The organism is Paracoccus sp. SSK6, from assembly GCF_039770665.1.
Taxonomy (GTDB): Bacteria; Pseudomonadota; Alphaproteobacteria; order Rhodobacterales; family Rhodobacteraceae; genus Paracoccus.
In genome coordinates this window covers 74,123-88,350 of record NZ_JBDPNJ010000010.1, presented here as the reverse complement: position 1 = coordinate 88,350, position 14,228 = coordinate 74,123, and the positions used below count along the sequence as shown (strand labels likewise).

General features: G+C 67.2%; 15 protein-coding genes. 7 read left to right on the top strand and 8 right to left on the bottom strand.

What is annotated here, in order from left to right:
- Nucleotides 1-146 precede the first annotated feature (146 nt).
- The 4 genes from AAIL68_RS09400 (at nucleotide 147) to AAIL68_RS09385 (ending at nucleotide 2,922) form a co-directional block, all read left to right on the top strand.
- The gene (locus AAIL68_RS09400) at nucleotides 147-998 is read left to right on the top strand and encodes a peptidylprolyl isomerase (RefSeq protein WP_347139517.1); all 852 of its coding nucleotides are present in this window, start codon (nucleotides 147-149) and stop codon (nucleotides 996-998) included.
- Nucleotides 998-2,251, top strand: a complete 1,254-nt coding sequence (gene argJ, locus AAIL68_RS09395) for a bifunctional glutamate N-acetyltransferase/amino-acid acetyltransferase ArgJ (RefSeq protein ID WP_347139538.1) — start codon at nucleotides 998-1,000, stop codon at nucleotides 2,249-2,251. The genes AAIL68_RS09400 and argJ overlap by 1 nt, the downstream gene beginning before the upstream one ends.
- A gap of 22 nt (nucleotides 2,252-2,273) precedes the next feature.
- Nucleotides 2,274-2,672, top strand: coding sequence for an 8-oxo-dGTP diphosphatase MutT (mutT, locus tag AAIL68_RS09390; RefSeq protein ID WP_347139516.1), 399 nt, complete (start codon nucleotides 2,274-2,276; stop codon nucleotides 2,670-2,672).
- 121 nt (nucleotides 2,673-2,793) lie between these two features.
- The gene (locus tag AAIL68_RS09385; RefSeq protein WP_347139515.1) at nucleotides 2,794-2,922 is read left to right on the top strand and encodes a hypothetical protein; all 129 of its coding nucleotides are present in this window, start codon (nucleotides 2,794-2,796) and stop codon (nucleotides 2,920-2,922) included.
- Nucleotides 2,923-3,006: 84 nt separating this feature from the next.
- On the opposite strand, the gene infB is transcribed toward AAIL68_RS09385, so the two are convergent.
- From infB to pip, 5 genes are all read right to left on the bottom strand, one after another.
- The gene (infB, locus tag AAIL68_RS09380) at nucleotides 3,007-5,613 is read right to left on the bottom strand and encodes a translation initiation factor IF-2 (RefSeq protein WP_347139514.1); all 2,607 of its coding nucleotides are present in this window, start codon (nucleotides 5,611-5,613) and stop codon (nucleotides 3,007-3,009) included.
- An 8-nt stretch (nucleotides 5,614-5,621) separates the two neighbouring features.
- Complete coding sequence (locus AAIL68_RS09375) at nucleotides 5,622-6,242, bottom strand: RNA-binding protein (protein ID WP_347139513.1); 621 nt, start codon at nucleotides 6,240-6,242, stop codon at nucleotides 5,622-5,624.
- 18 nt (nucleotides 6,243-6,260) lie between these two features.
- The gene (gene nusA / locus AAIL68_RS09370) at nucleotides 6,261-7,877 is read right to left on the bottom strand and encodes a transcription termination factor NusA (RefSeq protein ID WP_347139512.1); all 1,617 of its coding nucleotides are present in this window, start codon (nucleotides 7,875-7,877) and stop codon (nucleotides 6,261-6,263) included.
- Nucleotides 7,878-7,880: 3 nt separating this feature from the next.
- Nucleotides 7,881-8,495 carry a ribosome maturation factor RimP gene (rimP, locus tag AAIL68_RS09365; RefSeq protein WP_347139511.1) on the bottom strand — a complete coding sequence of 205 codons (615 nt, stop codon included), beginning with the start codon at nucleotides 8,493-8,495 and terminating at the stop codon, nucleotides 7,881-7,883.
- 124 nt (nucleotides 8,496-8,619) lie between these two features.
- Nucleotides 8,620-9,606: a prolyl aminopeptidase gene (pip, locus tag AAIL68_RS09360; protein ID WP_347139510.1), complete on the bottom strand. Its 987-nt coding sequence runs from the start codon at nucleotides 9,604-9,606 to the stop codon at nucleotides 8,620-8,622.
- A 47-nt stretch (nucleotides 9,607-9,653) separates the two neighbouring features.
- On the opposite strand from pip, the gene ubiG reads away from it, so the two are divergent.
- Complete coding sequence (ubiG, locus tag AAIL68_RS09355; RefSeq protein WP_347139509.1) at nucleotides 9,654-10,400, top strand: bifunctional 2-polyprenyl-6-hydroxyphenol methylase/3-demethylubiquinol 3-O-methyltransferase UbiG; 747 nt, start codon at nucleotides 9,654-9,656, stop codon at nucleotides 10,398-10,400.
- A 288-nt stretch (nucleotides 10,401-10,688) separates the two neighbouring features.
- Here the strand turns inward: ubiG and AAIL68_RS09350 are convergent, their stop codons facing one another.
- The 3 genes from AAIL68_RS09350 to AAIL68_RS09340 all read right to left on the bottom strand — a co-directional run bounded on the left by AAIL68_RS09350 (nucleotide 10,689) and on the right by AAIL68_RS09340 (nucleotide 12,306).
- Nucleotides 10,689-11,159, bottom strand: coding sequence for a MarR family transcriptional regulator (locus AAIL68_RS09350; protein ID WP_347139508.1), 471 nt, complete (start codon nucleotides 11,157-11,159; stop codon nucleotides 10,689-10,691).
- Nucleotides 11,160-11,269: 110 nt separating this feature from the next.
- Nucleotides 11,270-11,539: a glutaredoxin 3 gene (gene grxC / locus AAIL68_RS09345; RefSeq protein ID WP_347139507.1), complete on the bottom strand. Its 270-nt coding sequence runs from the start codon at nucleotides 11,537-11,539 to the stop codon at nucleotides 11,270-11,272.
- Between the two features lie 29 nt (nucleotides 11,540-11,568).
- Nucleotides 11,569-12,306, bottom strand: coding sequence for a double zinc ribbon domain-containing protein (locus AAIL68_RS09340; protein ID WP_347139506.1), 738 nt, complete (start codon nucleotides 12,304-12,306; stop codon nucleotides 11,569-11,571).
- A gap of 31 nt (nucleotides 12,307-12,337) precedes the next feature.
- On the opposite strand from AAIL68_RS09340, the gene AAIL68_RS09335 reads away from it, so the two are divergent.
- Entirely contained in the window at nucleotides 12,338-13,180 is an 843-nt protein-coding gene (locus tag AAIL68_RS09335; protein WP_347139505.1) for an SAM-dependent methyltransferase, read from the top strand.
- Nucleotides 13,177-14,217 carry a ferrochelatase gene (hemH, locus tag AAIL68_RS09330; RefSeq protein ID WP_347139504.1) on the top strand — a complete coding sequence of 347 codons (1,041 nt, stop codon included), beginning with the start codon at nucleotides 13,177-13,179 and terminating at the stop codon, nucleotides 14,215-14,217. The genes AAIL68_RS09335 and hemH overlap by 4 nt, the downstream gene beginning before the upstream one ends.
- Nucleotides 14,218-14,228 lie beyond the last annotated feature (11 nt).

The window sequence follows — 14,228 nt, the reverse complement described above, 5'->3', positions numbered from 1 at the left end:
GCCGCGACCTGCCGCATTGCCGTATCAGGAGCCTGAACGAAAGCGGCGGCGGCGCCTTCCACGGAGTTGGTCCGGGATCTATGCCTCGCCTGCCCCACTGTCAACGCTGGCCCGGATGCGCGGGCGGAACAAGCGAAGGGATTTCCATGCTGAAGATGTCGATTCTGGCCGCCCTTCTGGCCACGGCCCTGCCATTCGCGGCCCAGGCCCAGGAGCAGGCACAGGACAAGGGCGCCGACACGGTCGTGGCCACCGTCAACGGCACGCCCATCACCCTGGGCGAGATGATCGTGATGAAGCAGGCCGCATCCCAGGATCCGCAGATGGCGGAACTGCCCGATCCCGCGCTGTACGAGATGATGCTGGACCAGCTGGTCCAGCAGACCGCCGTGGCGGGCGCGGGCAAGGAAAACGCGGGCGTGCGCGCGCAACTGGAAATCCAGCGCCGCAACACCCTGGCCTCTGCCGCCATCGCCGAGGTGACGAAGGCCGAGCCGACGGATCAGGAAATCCAGGCGGCCTATGACAAGCTGTTCGCGGATGCCAAGCCCACGACCGAATATTCCGCCGCCCATATCCTGGTCGATACCGAGGAAAAGGCCAAGGAGATCAAGGCCAAACTGGACGGCGGCGCGGATTTCGGAACGCTGGCGGAACAGAACTCGACCGGGCCCAGCGGGCCGAACAAGGGGGATCTGGGCTGGTTCAGCGCCGACCAGATGGTCAAGCCCTTTGCCGATGCGGTGGCGGCCATGGAAAAGGGCCAGATCTCGGATCCCGTGCAGACCGAGTTCGGCTGGCATGTCATCAAGCTGAACGACACCCGGATGCGCGAGGCCCCGAAGCTTGAGGACGTGCGCGACCAGATCGCCCAGATGGTGCTGCGTGAAAGGGTCCAGGCGGAAATCGGGCGCCTGACCGCTGCCGCGAAGGTCGAGAAGGTCGAGGGCATCGACCCCGCCCTTCTGAACAAGACCGAGTTGCTGGAGACCGAATGATGGGCAAGGCCGGGCTTCCCGTTTCCCCCCTGGCGCCGGCCGGCTTTCCCGACCTGCCGGTCATTGCGGGCGTCGAATTCGCCAGCGGTGCCGCAGGTGTGAAATACCAGGGCCGCACCGATGTGACGCTGATCCGCATCGCGCCGGGATCGACGCTGGCGGGGGCCTTCACCCGGTCGTCAACCCGCGCGGCCTGCATCCTGGACAACCAGGCCAAGCTGGCGCAGGGGGGCGAGGCGCCTGAAGGGGCGGCGATCATCGTCAATTCCGGCAATGCCAATGCCTTCACCGGCGCACGGGGGCAGGAATCGGTCGATGCGGTGACGGGGGCGGTGGCCGCCGCGACGGGCGTTCCGGCGGGGCGGGTGTTCTCATCCTCGACCGGCGTGATCGGAGAGCCGCTGCCGCATGACCGGATTGTCGCGATTGTCGATGATCTGGCGGCCTCGCTGGACGCGGGAAGCATTGCCGACGCGGCGCGCGCGATCATGACGACCGACACCTTCCCCAAGGGCGCCTCGGCGGTGATCGACGGCGAGGGCGGTCCGATCCGCATCGCGGGCATCGCCAAGGGGTCGGGCATGATCGCGCCCGACATGGCGACGATGCTGGTCTATGTCTTCACCGACGCCACCATCCCCGCGCCACTGTTGCAGCAGGCGCTGTCGTCAGGGCTGGACACGACCTTCAACGCGATCACCGTGGACAGCGACACTTCGACCTCGGACGCGCTGATCCTGGCGGCGACGGGGCGCAGCCCTGCGGCGCCGATCACGTCGCTGGACAGCGGCGCGGGTGCCGCCTTCGTGGCGGCCCTGCACGGCGTCATGCGCGACCTGGCGCAGCTTGTGGTCCGCGACGGCGAGGGCGCGACGAAATTCGTCGAGGTCCAGGTGACGGGCGCGGCCTCCGACACGGATGCCCACAAGGTCGCCATGGCCATCGCCAATTCCCCCCTGGTCAAGACCGCCATCGCGGGCGAGGACGCGAACTGGGGCCGCATCGTCGCCGCCGTCGGCAAGTCGGGTGCGCAGGCTGACCGCGACCGGCTGACCATCCGCTTCGGCGACATGGTCTTGGCCGAGAACGGCTGGCGCTCGCCGTCTTACGACGAGGCCAGGGTCAGCGCCTACATGAAGAACCAGAACCTGGTGATCGCCGTGGATCTGGGGCTGGGGCAGGGTGCGCGGACCGTGTGGACCTGCGATCTGACCCACGGCTATATCGACATCAACGCCGACTATCGGTCGTGAAGGTCGTGTCGGAGACGCGCCCGTGAAAACGGTTCTTGTCGCCGCCGTGGCGCTGATCGACGCCGACGGGCGCGTGCTGCTGGCGCAGCGCCCGGAGGGCAAGTCGATGGCGGGCCTGTGGGAGTTCCCCGGCGGCAAGGTGGAGCCGGGCGAGACGCCCGAAGCGGCCCTGATCCGCGAGTTGCACGAGGAACTGGGCATCGACACCTGGACCTCGTGCCTGGCACCGCTGACCTTTGCCAGCCACAGCTATCCCGATTTCCACCTGCTGATGCCGGTCTATGCCTGCCGCCGCTGGAAGGGAATCGCCCACCCGCGGGAAGGGCAGCAACTGGCCTGGGTTCGCGCAGGGGATTTGCGCAATTACCCCATGCCGCCGGCGGATGTGCCGCTGATCCCGATGCTGCAAATGTGGCTTTGAAGTCGCAGATCAGGGCTCATTTTCCAAAACTGCCCGCCAAATGGCGTAGATCGCAGCGTCGTTAAACCCCTCGTAACTCTTTTGTGGCAGAATGGTTCCAGAGGATACAAGAGGGCTCGACATGATTCGCACGATCTCGATCGGCAGCCATATTCTCGTCCAGGGGCTTTTCGAAGGACTGGCGCCGAACGGGAAGATGGTGGTCCGCATCGGCACACGCACCTTTGAAGGGAAGCCGGTCACGCGCTGACCTGGTCAAAGGCACCACGACGAACGCAGAAGGGGCGGCCCATCAGGCCGCCCCTTTCCTGTTCCGGGTGGTCGAAGCGCCGCTTTACAACGTGCGCTCGACCTCCTCGCGCTCGAAGATCTCGATGACATCGCCTTGGCGGATATCGTCGTAGTTCTCGAAGGCCATGCCGCATTCCTGGCCGGACTGGACTTCCTTGACCTCGTCCTTGAAGCGCTTGAGCGTCTTCAGCGTGCCTTCGTGGATCACCACGTTGTCGCGCAGCAGGCGCACGCCCGCCGAACGCCGTGCCACGCCTTCGGTGACCAGGCAGCCCGCGACCTTGCCGACGCCCGTGACCTTGAAGACCTCGCGGATCTCGGCATAGCCGATGAAGTTCTCGCGCACTTCGGCCGACAGCAGGCCCGAGGCCGCCGCCTTGATGTCGTCCACCAGGTCATAGATGATCGAGTAATAGCGGATCTCGACCCCCTTCTGGTTGGCGGCATTGCGGGCCGGGGCATTGGCGCGGACGTTGAAGCCGATCACAGGGGCCTTGCTGGCCTCGGCCAGGCCGATGTCGGATTCGGTGATCGCGCCGACGCCGTAATGCAGCACGCGGACGCGCACTTCCTCGTTGCCGATCTTTTCCAGCGCCTGCACGATCGCCTCGGCCGAGCCCTGCACGTCGGCCTTCACGACCACCGGCAGTTCGGCCACGTTCTCGTCCGCCTTGGCCTTGGCCATCAGCTGTTCCAGCGTGGTCGCGGCACCGGCTGCGGCGCGCCGGTCCTTGGCGGCCTGGCTGCGGTAATCCGCGATCTCGCGGGCCTGCGCCTCGGTCTCGACAACGTTCAGGACGTCGCCCGCCTCGGGGGTGCCGTTCAGGCCCAGAACCTCGACCGGGACCGAAGGTCCGGCCTCGTCCACGCGCTCCCCCTTGTCGTTGATCAGCGCACGCACCTTGCCCCACTGTTCGCCCACGACGAAGATGTCGCCGCGCTTCAGCGTGCCGTTCTGCACCAGAACGGTGGCGACGGGGCCGCGGCCCACGTCAAGCTGCGCCTCGATCACCGCGCCCTGGGCGGCACGGCCCGGATTGGCCTGCAGTTCCAGGATCTCGGCCTGCAGGGCGATGGCTTCCAGCAGATTGTCCAGGCCCTGGCCGGTCTTGGCCGAAACCTCGACATCCTGTACGTCGCCCGACATCGCCTCGACCACGACCTCGTGCTGCAGCAGCGCGGTGCGGACCCTCTGCGGATCGGCGGTGGGCTTGTCGATCTTGTTGATCGCCACGATCATCGGCACGCCTGCGGCCTTGGCGTGGTTGATCGCCTCGACCGTCTGCGGCATCACCGCGTCATCGGCGGCAACCACCAGCACGACGATATCCGTGACCTGCGCGCCCCGCGCCCGCATCGAGGTGAAGGCGGCGTGGCCCGGCGTGTCCAGGAAGGTCAGCACGGCACCCGATTCGGTCTTCACCTGATAGGCGCCGATATGCTGGGTGATGCCCCCGGCTTCGCCCGAGACGACATTGGCGTGACGGATCGCGTCCAGAAGCGAGGTCTTGCCGTGGTCCACATGGCCCATGATCGTGATGATCGGCGGGCGCGGCTGCAGATCCTCGGGGCGGTCCTCGACCGTGTCGATGACCTGCTCCACGTCGGCGTCCGAAACCCGAACCGCCTTGTGGCCGAATTCCTCGATCACCAGTTCCGCGGTGTCCGCGTCGATCGCCTGGTTCATGGACACCATCATGCCCATCTTCATCAGCGTCTTCACCACGTCGGCGGCGCGTTCCGCCATGCGGTTGGCCAGTTCCGACACCACGATGGTTTCGGGCAGCTGCACATCGCGCACCTGCTTTTCGGCGCGCACGCTGCCCATGGCCTTCTGGCGGGCGCGGTCCTGCTTGCGCTTCATGGCGGCCAGCGACCGCTGGCGCCCGCCTTCGCCGTCAAGCGCCTGGTTCAGGGACAGGCGGCCGGTGCGGCGGCTGTCCTCGGCCTTGGCCTTGGCCTTGGCGTCGCTGTCGCCACCGCTGTCGCGGCGGTCGCGGTCGGGACGACGCGGGCCCGTGGCAGTGCCGGGCTTCTCGGCGCGGGACGCCGCAGCCTCGATCGCGGCCCGGTCGGGTGCGGCCGGGCGCGCGCCGCCTGCCGGACGGGTGCCGGCGGGACGGGCGCCTGCTGCGGCACGCCCTTCGGCCGCACGCGCGGGGCGTTCGGCGGGTTTCGGTTCTTCCTTGCGACGGGCGCGTTCCTCGGCCTCGCGGGCGCGGCGCTCGTCTTCCTCGGCCTTCAGGCGCAGGGCTTCCTCGCGCTCGCGGTCCTCGCGCTCCTTGGCCTCGATCTCGGCGCGGCGGCGTTCACGTTCTTCCTCGCGCGCCTTTTCCTCGGCGGCACGCTGGGCCGCTTCCTCGACCTCGCGCGCCTTGGCGGCGGCAAGGGCCTTCAGCCGGCGCTCCATCTCGGCGTCCGAGATGCCGGCGGGGCGCTTCGAAGGATCGCTGGCGACCTTGGCGGTCAGCGGGGTCTTGGCCTTGTCGGCCACGGCAGGCGCGGCGCCGGGTTTCGGCACCACGACGCGCTTGCGCTTGGTTTCCACGACGACGCTCTTGGTGCGACCGTGGCTGAAGCTTTGCTTGACCTGTCCCGAACGGCCGCTGCCGCCCAGTCCCAAGGTGGATTTTCCGTCTTTGTCGCTCATCTGCGTCTTCATTCCTTCCCGGCCGCCGTATTGCCGCCGTCATGCCCGCGCAGACCCGTCAGTCTGCCGGCTTCCAAGATCACCTTGTCCGTCAGGCCACCCGCCGCAAGCGCGCCGTGTATGACATGATCGCGCCCGAAGGACAAACCCAATTCTGATGCGGTCAGGCAGCCGAACCAGCGGCCGCCGGTTGGCGTCCACAGCTTGCCCTTGCCGCGTTCCGATCCGTCGCTGGCCTGCAGCAGCACCTTTGCGCGCCCCTCGGCCAGCCAGCCCTTCACCTTCTCGAACCCCGCGACCGCGATGCCCGACTTGCGGGCCAGCGACACAAGCTCGATCACCCGCCGCGCCAGCCCCGCCTCGACCAGATCGGCCAAGCCTTCCGGCGCCTTGACCGGGGCCTTGGCGGCGCGGGAAAACAGCCCCTTCGCCGCCGCCTTGTCGATGGCCGCGCGGTCGGCGGCAATCCAGATGCCACGACCCGGCAGCTTTTCCGCCAGGTCTGGGAAGACCGTGCCGTCCGGCCCGGCGACGAAACGGATCAGCCCGCGCTTGGGCTGAACCTCTCCGGTGACGATGCAGCGCCGTTCAGGCTCGTCACGCTCCTTGATGAGACCACCGCGACTCAAGCGGGCAAGTCCGGGGCATCACGCCCCGGCCTCCTCGTCGTCAGGGGCTTCGGTTTCCTCGGCATCGTTTTCCAGTTCTGCCGGATCGACCCAACCCAGTTGCACGCGGGCTGTCATCACCAGGTTCTGCGCTTCTTCCAGGGACACGTCGAAGGGCTCAAGAAGCCCCTCGTCCTTGACGCGCTGGCCGTTCACCGTGGTCCAGCCGCCGGCCAGTTCCCAGTCGGCGCAGGTGGCGAAATCTTCCAGCGTCTTCACGCCGTCCTTGGCCAGTGCCTCCACCATCTGGGGGGTCAGCCCCTCGAATTCAATAAGGCTGTCCTCGGCCCCAAGCGCGCGGGCGTTTTCAAGCGCGGCCTTGGTGCGCGCTTCCAGCACGTCGCGGGCGCGGGCCTGCAATTCCTCGGCCGTGCCCTCGTCCACGCCTTCGATGGACAGAAGCTCGTCCAGATCGACATAGGCCACCTCTTCCAGGTCGGTGAAGCCTTCGGCGACCAGAAGCTGGGCGAAGAACTCGTCCAGATCCAGGGCTTCCATGAACAGCGCGGTGCGGGCGTTGAACTCGGCCTGGCGGCGCTTGGATTCCTCTTCCTCGGTCAGGATGTCGATATCCATGCCGGTCAGCTGGCTTGCCAGGCGCACGTTCTGGCCGCGCCGCCCGATGGCCAGCGAAAGCTGCTCGTCGGGGACCACGACCTCGATCTTGTTGGCTTCCTCGTCGAAGACGACCTTGCTGACCTCGGCGGGCTGGAGCGCGTTGACCAGGAAGGTCGCCTGATCCTCGTTCCAGGGGATGATGTCGATCTTTTCGCCCTGCAATTCGCCCACGACGGCCTGCACGCGGCTGCCGCGCATACCGACGCAGGCGCCCACCGGGTCGATCGAGTTATCGTAGGAGATCACGGCGATCTTCGCGCGGCTGCCCGGATCGCGGGCCACGGCCTTGATCTCGATGATGCCGTCATAGATTTCCGGCACCTCCATCTTGAACAGCTCGGCCATGAACTGCGGATCGGTGCGCGACAGGAAGATCTGCGGCCCCCGCGATTCGCGGCGCACGTCCTTGACATAGGCGCGGATGCGGTCGTTCGGGCGATAGCTTTCGCGGCCGATCTTCTCGTTGCGGCGCAGGATCGCCTCGCCCCGGCCCACATCGACAATGATGTTGCCGTATTCCTCGCGCTTGACGACGCCGTTGATGATGGAACCGGCGCGGTCCTTGAATTCCTCGTACTGGCGGTCACGCTCGGCCTCGCGGACACGCTGCAGGATCACCTGCTTGGCCGATTGCGCGGCGATCCGGCCCAGTTCCACCGGCGGCACCTGGTCCACGATCACGTCGCCGACCTTGGGATCGTCCAGATAGGGGCGGGCCTGCTCGACCGTCAGTTGCGCCTGGTAATTCTCGACCGCGTCATCCTCGACCACGGTGCGGACGCGGGTGAATGTCGCGTTGCCGGTCTTGCGGTCGATCTTGACGCGGATGTCCATCTCGGCCCCGTACCGCGACTTGGCGGCACGGGCGAGGCTGTCCTCCATCGCCTCGATGACCAGCTCGGGCTCGATCATCTTCTCGCGCGCGACGGCTTCGGCGGTTTGCAGCAGTTCAAGCTGGTTGGCAGAGGTGATTGCCATCACTCACTCCTTGTCAGCGGCGTTCTCGCCGTCGGTGTCTTCGGTTTCGATCTCGTCAAAGGCGGCTTCGTCCAGGTTCTCGATCTGGACGCCCGCTTCCTTCTTCTGGCGCAGCATCTCGCGGATCAGCTCGTCCGTCAGGACCAGCTTGGCGTCCGACAGCCAGTCGAACTGCAGCCCGATGGTCTGCGTCTCGCCCGCTTCCTCGATGTTCAGCAGAACCTCGTCCCCCTCGACCCCCGCCAGCACGCCCTTGAAGCGCTTGCGCCCGTCGATGGGCTGGTTCGTTTCCAGCCGCGCCTCATAGCCCTCGAAGGTCTCGAAATCCTTCATCCGGGTCAGGGGGCGGTCGATGCCGGGGCTGGAGACTTCCAGGTGATAGGCGTCCTCCAGCGGATCCTCGACATCCAGCGTGGCGCTGACCGCCACCGAGATGTCGCCGCAATCGTCCACGTTGATGCCGCCTTCGGGCCGGTCGGCCATGATCTGCAGGGTCGCGGTCTTGCCGCCCTGCAGGCGCACGCGCACCAGTTCGAACCCCAGATCCTCGATGACCGGGGCGATGATCTCGGCCAGACGCCGGTCGATGGCGGTCTTGGCGATCAGATCGTTCGACATGAGATCCCTTCGGATGTAAAAAAGGCCCGTCAAGCGGGCCATGCGGAAAGCGCCGGTGGGCAGGGGGTGGAAGCCTGCGCCGCTGTTGAGGCGCTAGATAGCACAATAAACGTGATAATCAAGTTTAAAGTGCTTTTGCCCGGTCCTCGTCCCTGATCGCATCCATCACCTTGACCAGTTCCGCCGAGATCCGCGGCTCGGAGAGCGCATGGCCCGAGGCCGGGACCAGGCGCAGGTCGCAGCCTTCCCAACCCTGCGCCAGCCGCCAGGCGGACAGGGGTGGGCAGACCATGTCGTATCGGCCCTGGACGATCACGGCGGGCAGGTGCTCGATCCGGGGACGGTCGCGCAGAAGCTGGCCCTCCTCCAGGAAACAGCGGTGCATGAAATAGTGGTTCTCAAGCCGGGCGAAGGCGCGAGCGTAATCGGGCGGCGCGTGGCTGACGGCCGAGGATTGCAGCCCGGCAAGCGCGTTCTCCCACATCAGCCAAGGTTGCGCGAAACGGCCCTGCCGGGTGAAATCCTCGGAAAACAGCCGCTTGTGATAGGCGGCGATCAGGTCGCCGCGTTCGGCCTGGGGGATCGGCTCGCAGAATTGCGCCCAAAGGTCGGGAAAGAACCGGCCCGCCCCGCCGCCATAGAACCAGTCAAGCTCTGCCTGCGTCCCCAGGAAGACGCCGCGCAGCACCAGCCCCGTCACGCGGTCGGGATGGGCCTGCGCATAGGCCAGCGCCAGCGTCGCCCCCCAGCTTCCGCCGAACAGCAGCATCGATTCGAGGCCCAGTGTCTGCCGGATCACCTCGATATCCGCGATCAGGTGCTGCGTCGTGTTGGCATGGACCGAGGCCTGGGGGCGCGAGCGTCCGCAGCCCCGCTGGTCGAACAGGATCGCGCGGTAATCCGCCGGGTCGAAGAAGCGCCGCATGAAGGGGCTGCAGCCGCCGCCGGGGCCGCCATGCAGGACCATCACGGGCCGGCCTTCGGGGTTGCCGCTTTCCTCGACATAGATCTGGTGCCCGTCGCCCACGTCCAGCATGTGGCGGGCAAAGGCTTCGGCGCCCGGGTGAAGGCGGCCGTGGGTTGCGGCGTTTTGTCCTGCCAATCGGTCCATCGCCTTACTATAAGCGCAGATTGACGCGCCCGCCAGAAGGACAGACCATGACCACCCCCGTCACCAGCATCGACCCCGCCGAGATCGCCAAGTTCGAGGCGATGGCAGCCGAATGGTGGGATCCCCGTGGCAAGTTCCGGCCCCTGCACCTGATGAATCCGGTGCGCCTGGACTATATCGCCACCCAGATCGCGGGCGAGTTCGGGCGCGACCGGCGCGACCTGCGCCCGTTCGGGGGCTTGCGCGTGCTGGACATCGGCTGCGGCGGCGGGCTGGTGGCCGAACCGATGGCGCGGCTGGGCGCGGATGTCGTGGGCGCGGACGCGGCGGAAGGCAACATCGCCGTGGCGCGGGTCCATGCCGGGCAGCAGGGGCTTGCCATCGACTATCGCACCACCACGGCCGAGACCTTGGCGGCTGCGGGCGAAAGCTTCGACGTGGTGCTGGCGCTGGAGATCGTCGAGCATGTGGCCGATCCTGCCGCCTTCATCGCCACCTGCCGCGACCTGGTGCGACCCGGCGGGCTGGTGATCCTGTCCACGCTGAACCGCACGGCGCGCAGCTTTGGCGCGGCGATCATCGGGGCGGAATGGATCATGCGCTGGCTGCCGCGCGGCACCCATGACTGGGCGCGCTTCCTCACGCCCGAGGAACTGGCCGGGATGGCCACGGATGCCGGGCTGGCTGTCGCGGACCGAAGGGGCATGGTCTTCAACCCCCTCAGCTTCGGCTGGTCGCTGTCGGACCGGGATTTGTCCGTAAACTACATCCTGACCGCGCGGCGCGAGGGGTAGGAGGGACCGGATTACTGAAACGCTGTCACAAGCTTGGCGAAGGCCATCGCCTTCGTCACGTGATGCGGTGCCACTTAAGCCGCCGGGTCCGAAGGCCCGGCCAGCGTCCGCCTTGCCGGGGCTTCGCCCGTTCGTCGCTGAAAAAGGTCCACCGGACCTTTTTCCGGGCGCTCCTCACCCCCCATGTGGGCACTGGCCTACCGGGGTCGCAGGATGGCACCGTCTATGATGGATCCCGCTCACGCGGGCCAGGGAAACGCATGCTGGTCCCGCCCGGTCTGGGAACAGTCAATTCTCATCCCCCTCCAGCCGGATGCGCAGTTCGCGCAGCACGGGCAGGGCGGTGCGGACCTTGTCGGCGCCGATGTCTCGCACGACATCGGCGATCAGGGGCATGAAGGCGGCGATGGCGGCATCCCGCGCGGACCGCCCGGCCGGGCTGATCGACACGAACTTGCGCCGCGCATCGTCCCAGTCGGGCCGGATATGGACATGGCCCGCCCATTCCAGGCGCGACAGCGTGTTGGTCATCGCCCCGCGCGTGACGTGGAAGGCCTGCGCCAGTTGCGCGGGGGTGCGTTCCTCGTTCACATGGGCCAGCAGGTTCAGGACCGAGAAATGCGAGATCTGCATTCCCCTCGGCAGGGCCTTGCCGATCAGGTTGCGCGACAATTGCTCCGCGATCAAGACCTCGGCAAAGAGGCTTGCGGCAAGCCGGTCATTGGCCTGCGGGTGGTCGGTGGTCGCGGATAAGGTCATGGATCCAAGGACTTCAGGAGAGAGGGCGGGGCAAGGCGAAGCCGGAACCGTGCCGCGCCCCATGCCCCTTGGTCAAGTCCGACCTTTGCCGGACCCTGCGTTATCTGCGTTCAGGCACTGCCCGCCAGCAGCGCGTCCAGCTTACCCTGGCGCTCCAGGTCGAACAGGTCGTCGCAGCCGCCCACATGCCGGTCGCCGATGAAGATCTGCGGCACCGTGCGCCGTCCGTTGGCGCGCTGCGTCATCTGCGCGCGCACCGACGGATCGGCGCCCACGTCGATTTCGTCGTATCGGGCGTTCTTCTCGCGCAGAAGGCCCTTGGCGCGGATGCAGAAGGGGCAGGTCCGGGTGGTGTAGATGGTGATCGAAGGCTGGGTCATGGCGGTGTTCCTTTCCTGTGGACCCTTACCTAGTCATCCTTGACCGCCCTTGCCAGAACCGCGACCGAAACTGGCCCCGATCTCGCCGCCAGCAGCGCTTCAGCCGCCGCCGCCATCGTCGCGCCCGATGCCATCACGTCATCGACCAGCAGCACCGGCCGCCCCGCGACCTGCGCCACGCGGCGCGGGTTCACCGCAAGGGCGCCCGCGACATTGGCGAAACGCTCGCCCGCGCCGCGATGGTCCTGGCCCGGCGTATGGCGGCGGCGCAGCAGCAGGTCGGGCAGATGCGCCGCCCGGTGCGCCCGCGCCACCCGGCTGGATATCAGCGCCGCCTGGTTGTAGCGCCGCTTCAGCAGGCGCCGCAGATGCAGCGGGATCGGCGCCACGACCGTGTCGGGCCCGATCAGCGGCGCCGCCGCGCGGGTCAGCCAGGCCGCCAGGGCAGGCGCCAGATCCGGCCGGTCGCCATGCTTCAGCGCCAGCACCAGCTTGCGCCCCGTTCCGGCATAGACCATCGCCGCCGCCCCGCGCTGCCAGGGCCGGGCGATCGACAGGCAGTCGTCGCAGCTCAGCGTCGGATCGTCCGCGCCCGTCCCGTCATCGGGCAGCGGCACTCCGCAGCGGGCGCAGGCCGCGCCCGTGATGAAGCGCGTGTCGGGAAAGCAGGCCGGGCAAAGCTGGCCCGGATCCTCGCCCCCCTCCGCAACGATCGCCCCGCAAGCCACGCATTGCGGCGGATAAAGCAGGCGCAACGCGCCTTTCATCGCCCCCTGAAGCACCCTATGTTCCACCCTCATGAAGATGCCCGCACCAGATCGCCCCGCCCTCACCGACCGCCCCGCGCTGCTGCGCCAGCGGGACCGGGCGATTCGCCAAGGCTTTGCCGACGTGCTGCACCGGATCGCCGCCGACGAGATCCAGGATAGGCTGTCCGAGGTTAACAGAAGGTTTACCGCGCCCGCCGTGGTGACGGGTTTTCCGGGCCCTTGGGCGGAGGCCTTTCCCGATGCTCGCATCGTCCCCGACGACCCCGTGCTGGATCTGGAGCCCGGCGCCCATGACCTGGTGATCCACGCCATGGCGCTGCACTGGGCCGAGGATCCGGTGGGCCAGATCGTGCAATGCGCCCGCGCCCTGCGCGAGGATGGCCTGTTCATCGCCGCCTGCTTTGGCGGCCAGACCCTGCAGGAACTGCGCGCGGCCCTGGCCCAGGCCGAGGCCGAGGTGACGGGCGGCCTCTCGCCCCGCATCCTGCCGATGGGAGAGATCCGCGACATGGGCCAGCTTCTGTCCCGCGCGGGGCTGGCCCTGCCGGTGGCCGATGTGCTGACCCAGAAGGCCAGCTATCGCGACCTGCTCCACCTGGCCCGCGACCTGCGCGCCATGGGCGAGGGCAACGCCATGGCCGCCCGCCTGCGCCGCCCCACGCGCCGCGACATCTTCGCCCATGCTGGCGCCATCATGGCCTCCCATCACGCCGACCGCGACGATCCGTCCCGTATCGCCGTCACCTTCGATCTGGTTTTCCTGACCGGATGGGCGCCCTCGGACACCCAGCCCAGACCCTTGCGGCCGGGATCGGCCATGACACGCCTTGAAGACGCGCTGAAAGAACTCAGGACCAAGAAGACATCATGACGCCAGCCCCCGTGCCCGCCCGACTGCCCGCCGACCACCCCTCGATCCCGCCGAAGAAGACCGGGATCCTGATCGCCAACCTGGGTACGCCGGACGGCTATGACTATTGGTCGATGCGCCGCTATCTGAACGAATTCCTGTCGGACAAGCGCGTCATCGACTATCCGGCCTGGAAATGGCAGCCGCTGTTGCAGGGCATCATCCTGACCAAGCGGCCCTTCACCTCGGGCAGGAACTACAAGCTGATCTGGAACGAGGAGCGGAACGAAAGCCCGCTCATGACCATCACCCGGTCCCAGGCCGAGGCGCTGCGCGCCCGTACCACCGCCGAATGGGGCGATCAGGTGATGGTCGATTTCTGCATGCGTTATGGCAACCCCTCGACCGAGGACGTGCTGGACCGGATGGTCAAGGCGGGCTGCCAGCGGATCGTGTTCCTGCCGCTTTACCCGCAATATGCGGGCGCGACCTCGGCCACGGCGAACGACCAGCTGTTCCGGGCGCTGATGACGCAGAAATGGCAACCTTCGGTCCGCACCTGCGAACCCTATTTCGACCGGCCCGATTATATTCAGGCGCTTGCCGCGTCGGTGCGCCGCGCGCTTGGCGACAAGGTGCCCGCCAAGCTGGTCGCCAGCTATCACGGGATGCCCAGGCGATACCTGCTGGAGGGCGATCCCTATCATTGCCAGTGCCAGAAGACCTCGCGCCTGCTGAAGGAGGCCCTGGGCTGGCCCGACGGCGTGATCGACACGACCTTCCAGTCGGTCTTCGGAACCGAGGAATGGCTGCGCCCCTATACGGTGGAACATGTGGCGGAACTGGCGAAACAGGGCATCACCGACATCGCCGTCATCTCGCCCGCCTTTGCCGCCGACTGCATCGAGACGCTGGAGGAGATCAACGGAGAGATCCGCGAAAGCTTCGAACACGCGGGGGGCAAGGGTTTCACCTATATTCCCTGCCTCAACGACGATCCCGCGCATGTCGAGGTGATGCTGGCCGTCGTGCGCGACAATATCGCGGGCTGGGTCTGACAGGGAAAAAG

What these genes read in the sequence shown, in the direction of transcription:
- pip (WP_347139510.1), bottom strand. Translation starts at nt 9,606, where the DNA reads ATGGACCGATTGGCAGGACAAAACGCCGCAACCCACGGCCGCCTTCAC.
- rimP (WP_347139511.1), bottom strand. Translation starts at nt 8,495, where the DNA reads ATGTCGAACGATCTGATCGCCAAGACCGCCATCGACCGGCGTCTGGCC.
- AAIL68_RS09400 (WP_347139517.1), top strand. Translation starts at nt 147, where the DNA reads ATGCTGAAGATGTCGATTCTGGCCGCCCTTCTGGCCACGGCCCTGCCA.
- grxC (WP_347139507.1), bottom strand. Translation starts at nt 11,539, where the DNA reads ATGACCCAGCCTTCGATCACCATCTACACCACCCGGACCTGCCCCTTC.
- nusA (WP_347139512.1), bottom strand. Translation starts at nt 7,877, where the DNA reads ATGGCAATCACCTCTGCCAACCAGCTTGAACTGCTGCAAACCGCCGAA.
- AAIL68_RS09385 (WP_347139515.1), top strand. Translation starts at nt 2,794, where the DNA reads ATGATTCGCACGATCTCGATCGGCAGCCATATTCTCGTCCAGGGGCTT.
- AAIL68_RS09340 (WP_347139506.1), bottom strand. Translation starts at nt 12,306, where the DNA reads ATGAAAGGCGCGTTGCGCCTGCTTTATCCGCCGCAATGCGTGGCTTGC.
- infB (WP_347139514.1), bottom strand. Translation starts at nt 5,613, where the DNA reads ATGAGCGACAAAGACGGAAAATCCACCTTGGGACTGGGCGGCAGCGGC.
- AAIL68_RS09350 (WP_347139508.1), bottom strand. Translation starts at nt 11,159, where the DNA reads ATGACCTTATCCGCGACCACCGACCACCCGCAGGCCAATGACCGGCTT.
- hemH (WP_347139504.1), top strand. Translation starts at nt 13,177, where the DNA reads ATGACGCCAGCCCCCGTGCCCGCCCGACTGCCCGCCGACCACCCCTCG.
- argJ (WP_347139538.1), top strand. Translation starts at nt 998, where the DNA reads ATGGGCAAGGCCGGGCTTCCCGTTTCCCCCCTGGCGCCGGCCGGCTTT.
- AAIL68_RS09335 (WP_347139505.1), top strand. Translation starts at nt 12,338, where the DNA reads ATGAAGATGCCCGCACCAGATCGCCCCGCCCTCACCGACCGCCCCGCG.
- ubiG (WP_347139509.1), top strand. Translation starts at nt 9,654, where the DNA reads ATGACCACCCCCGTCACCAGCATCGACCCCGCCGAGATCGCCAAGTTC.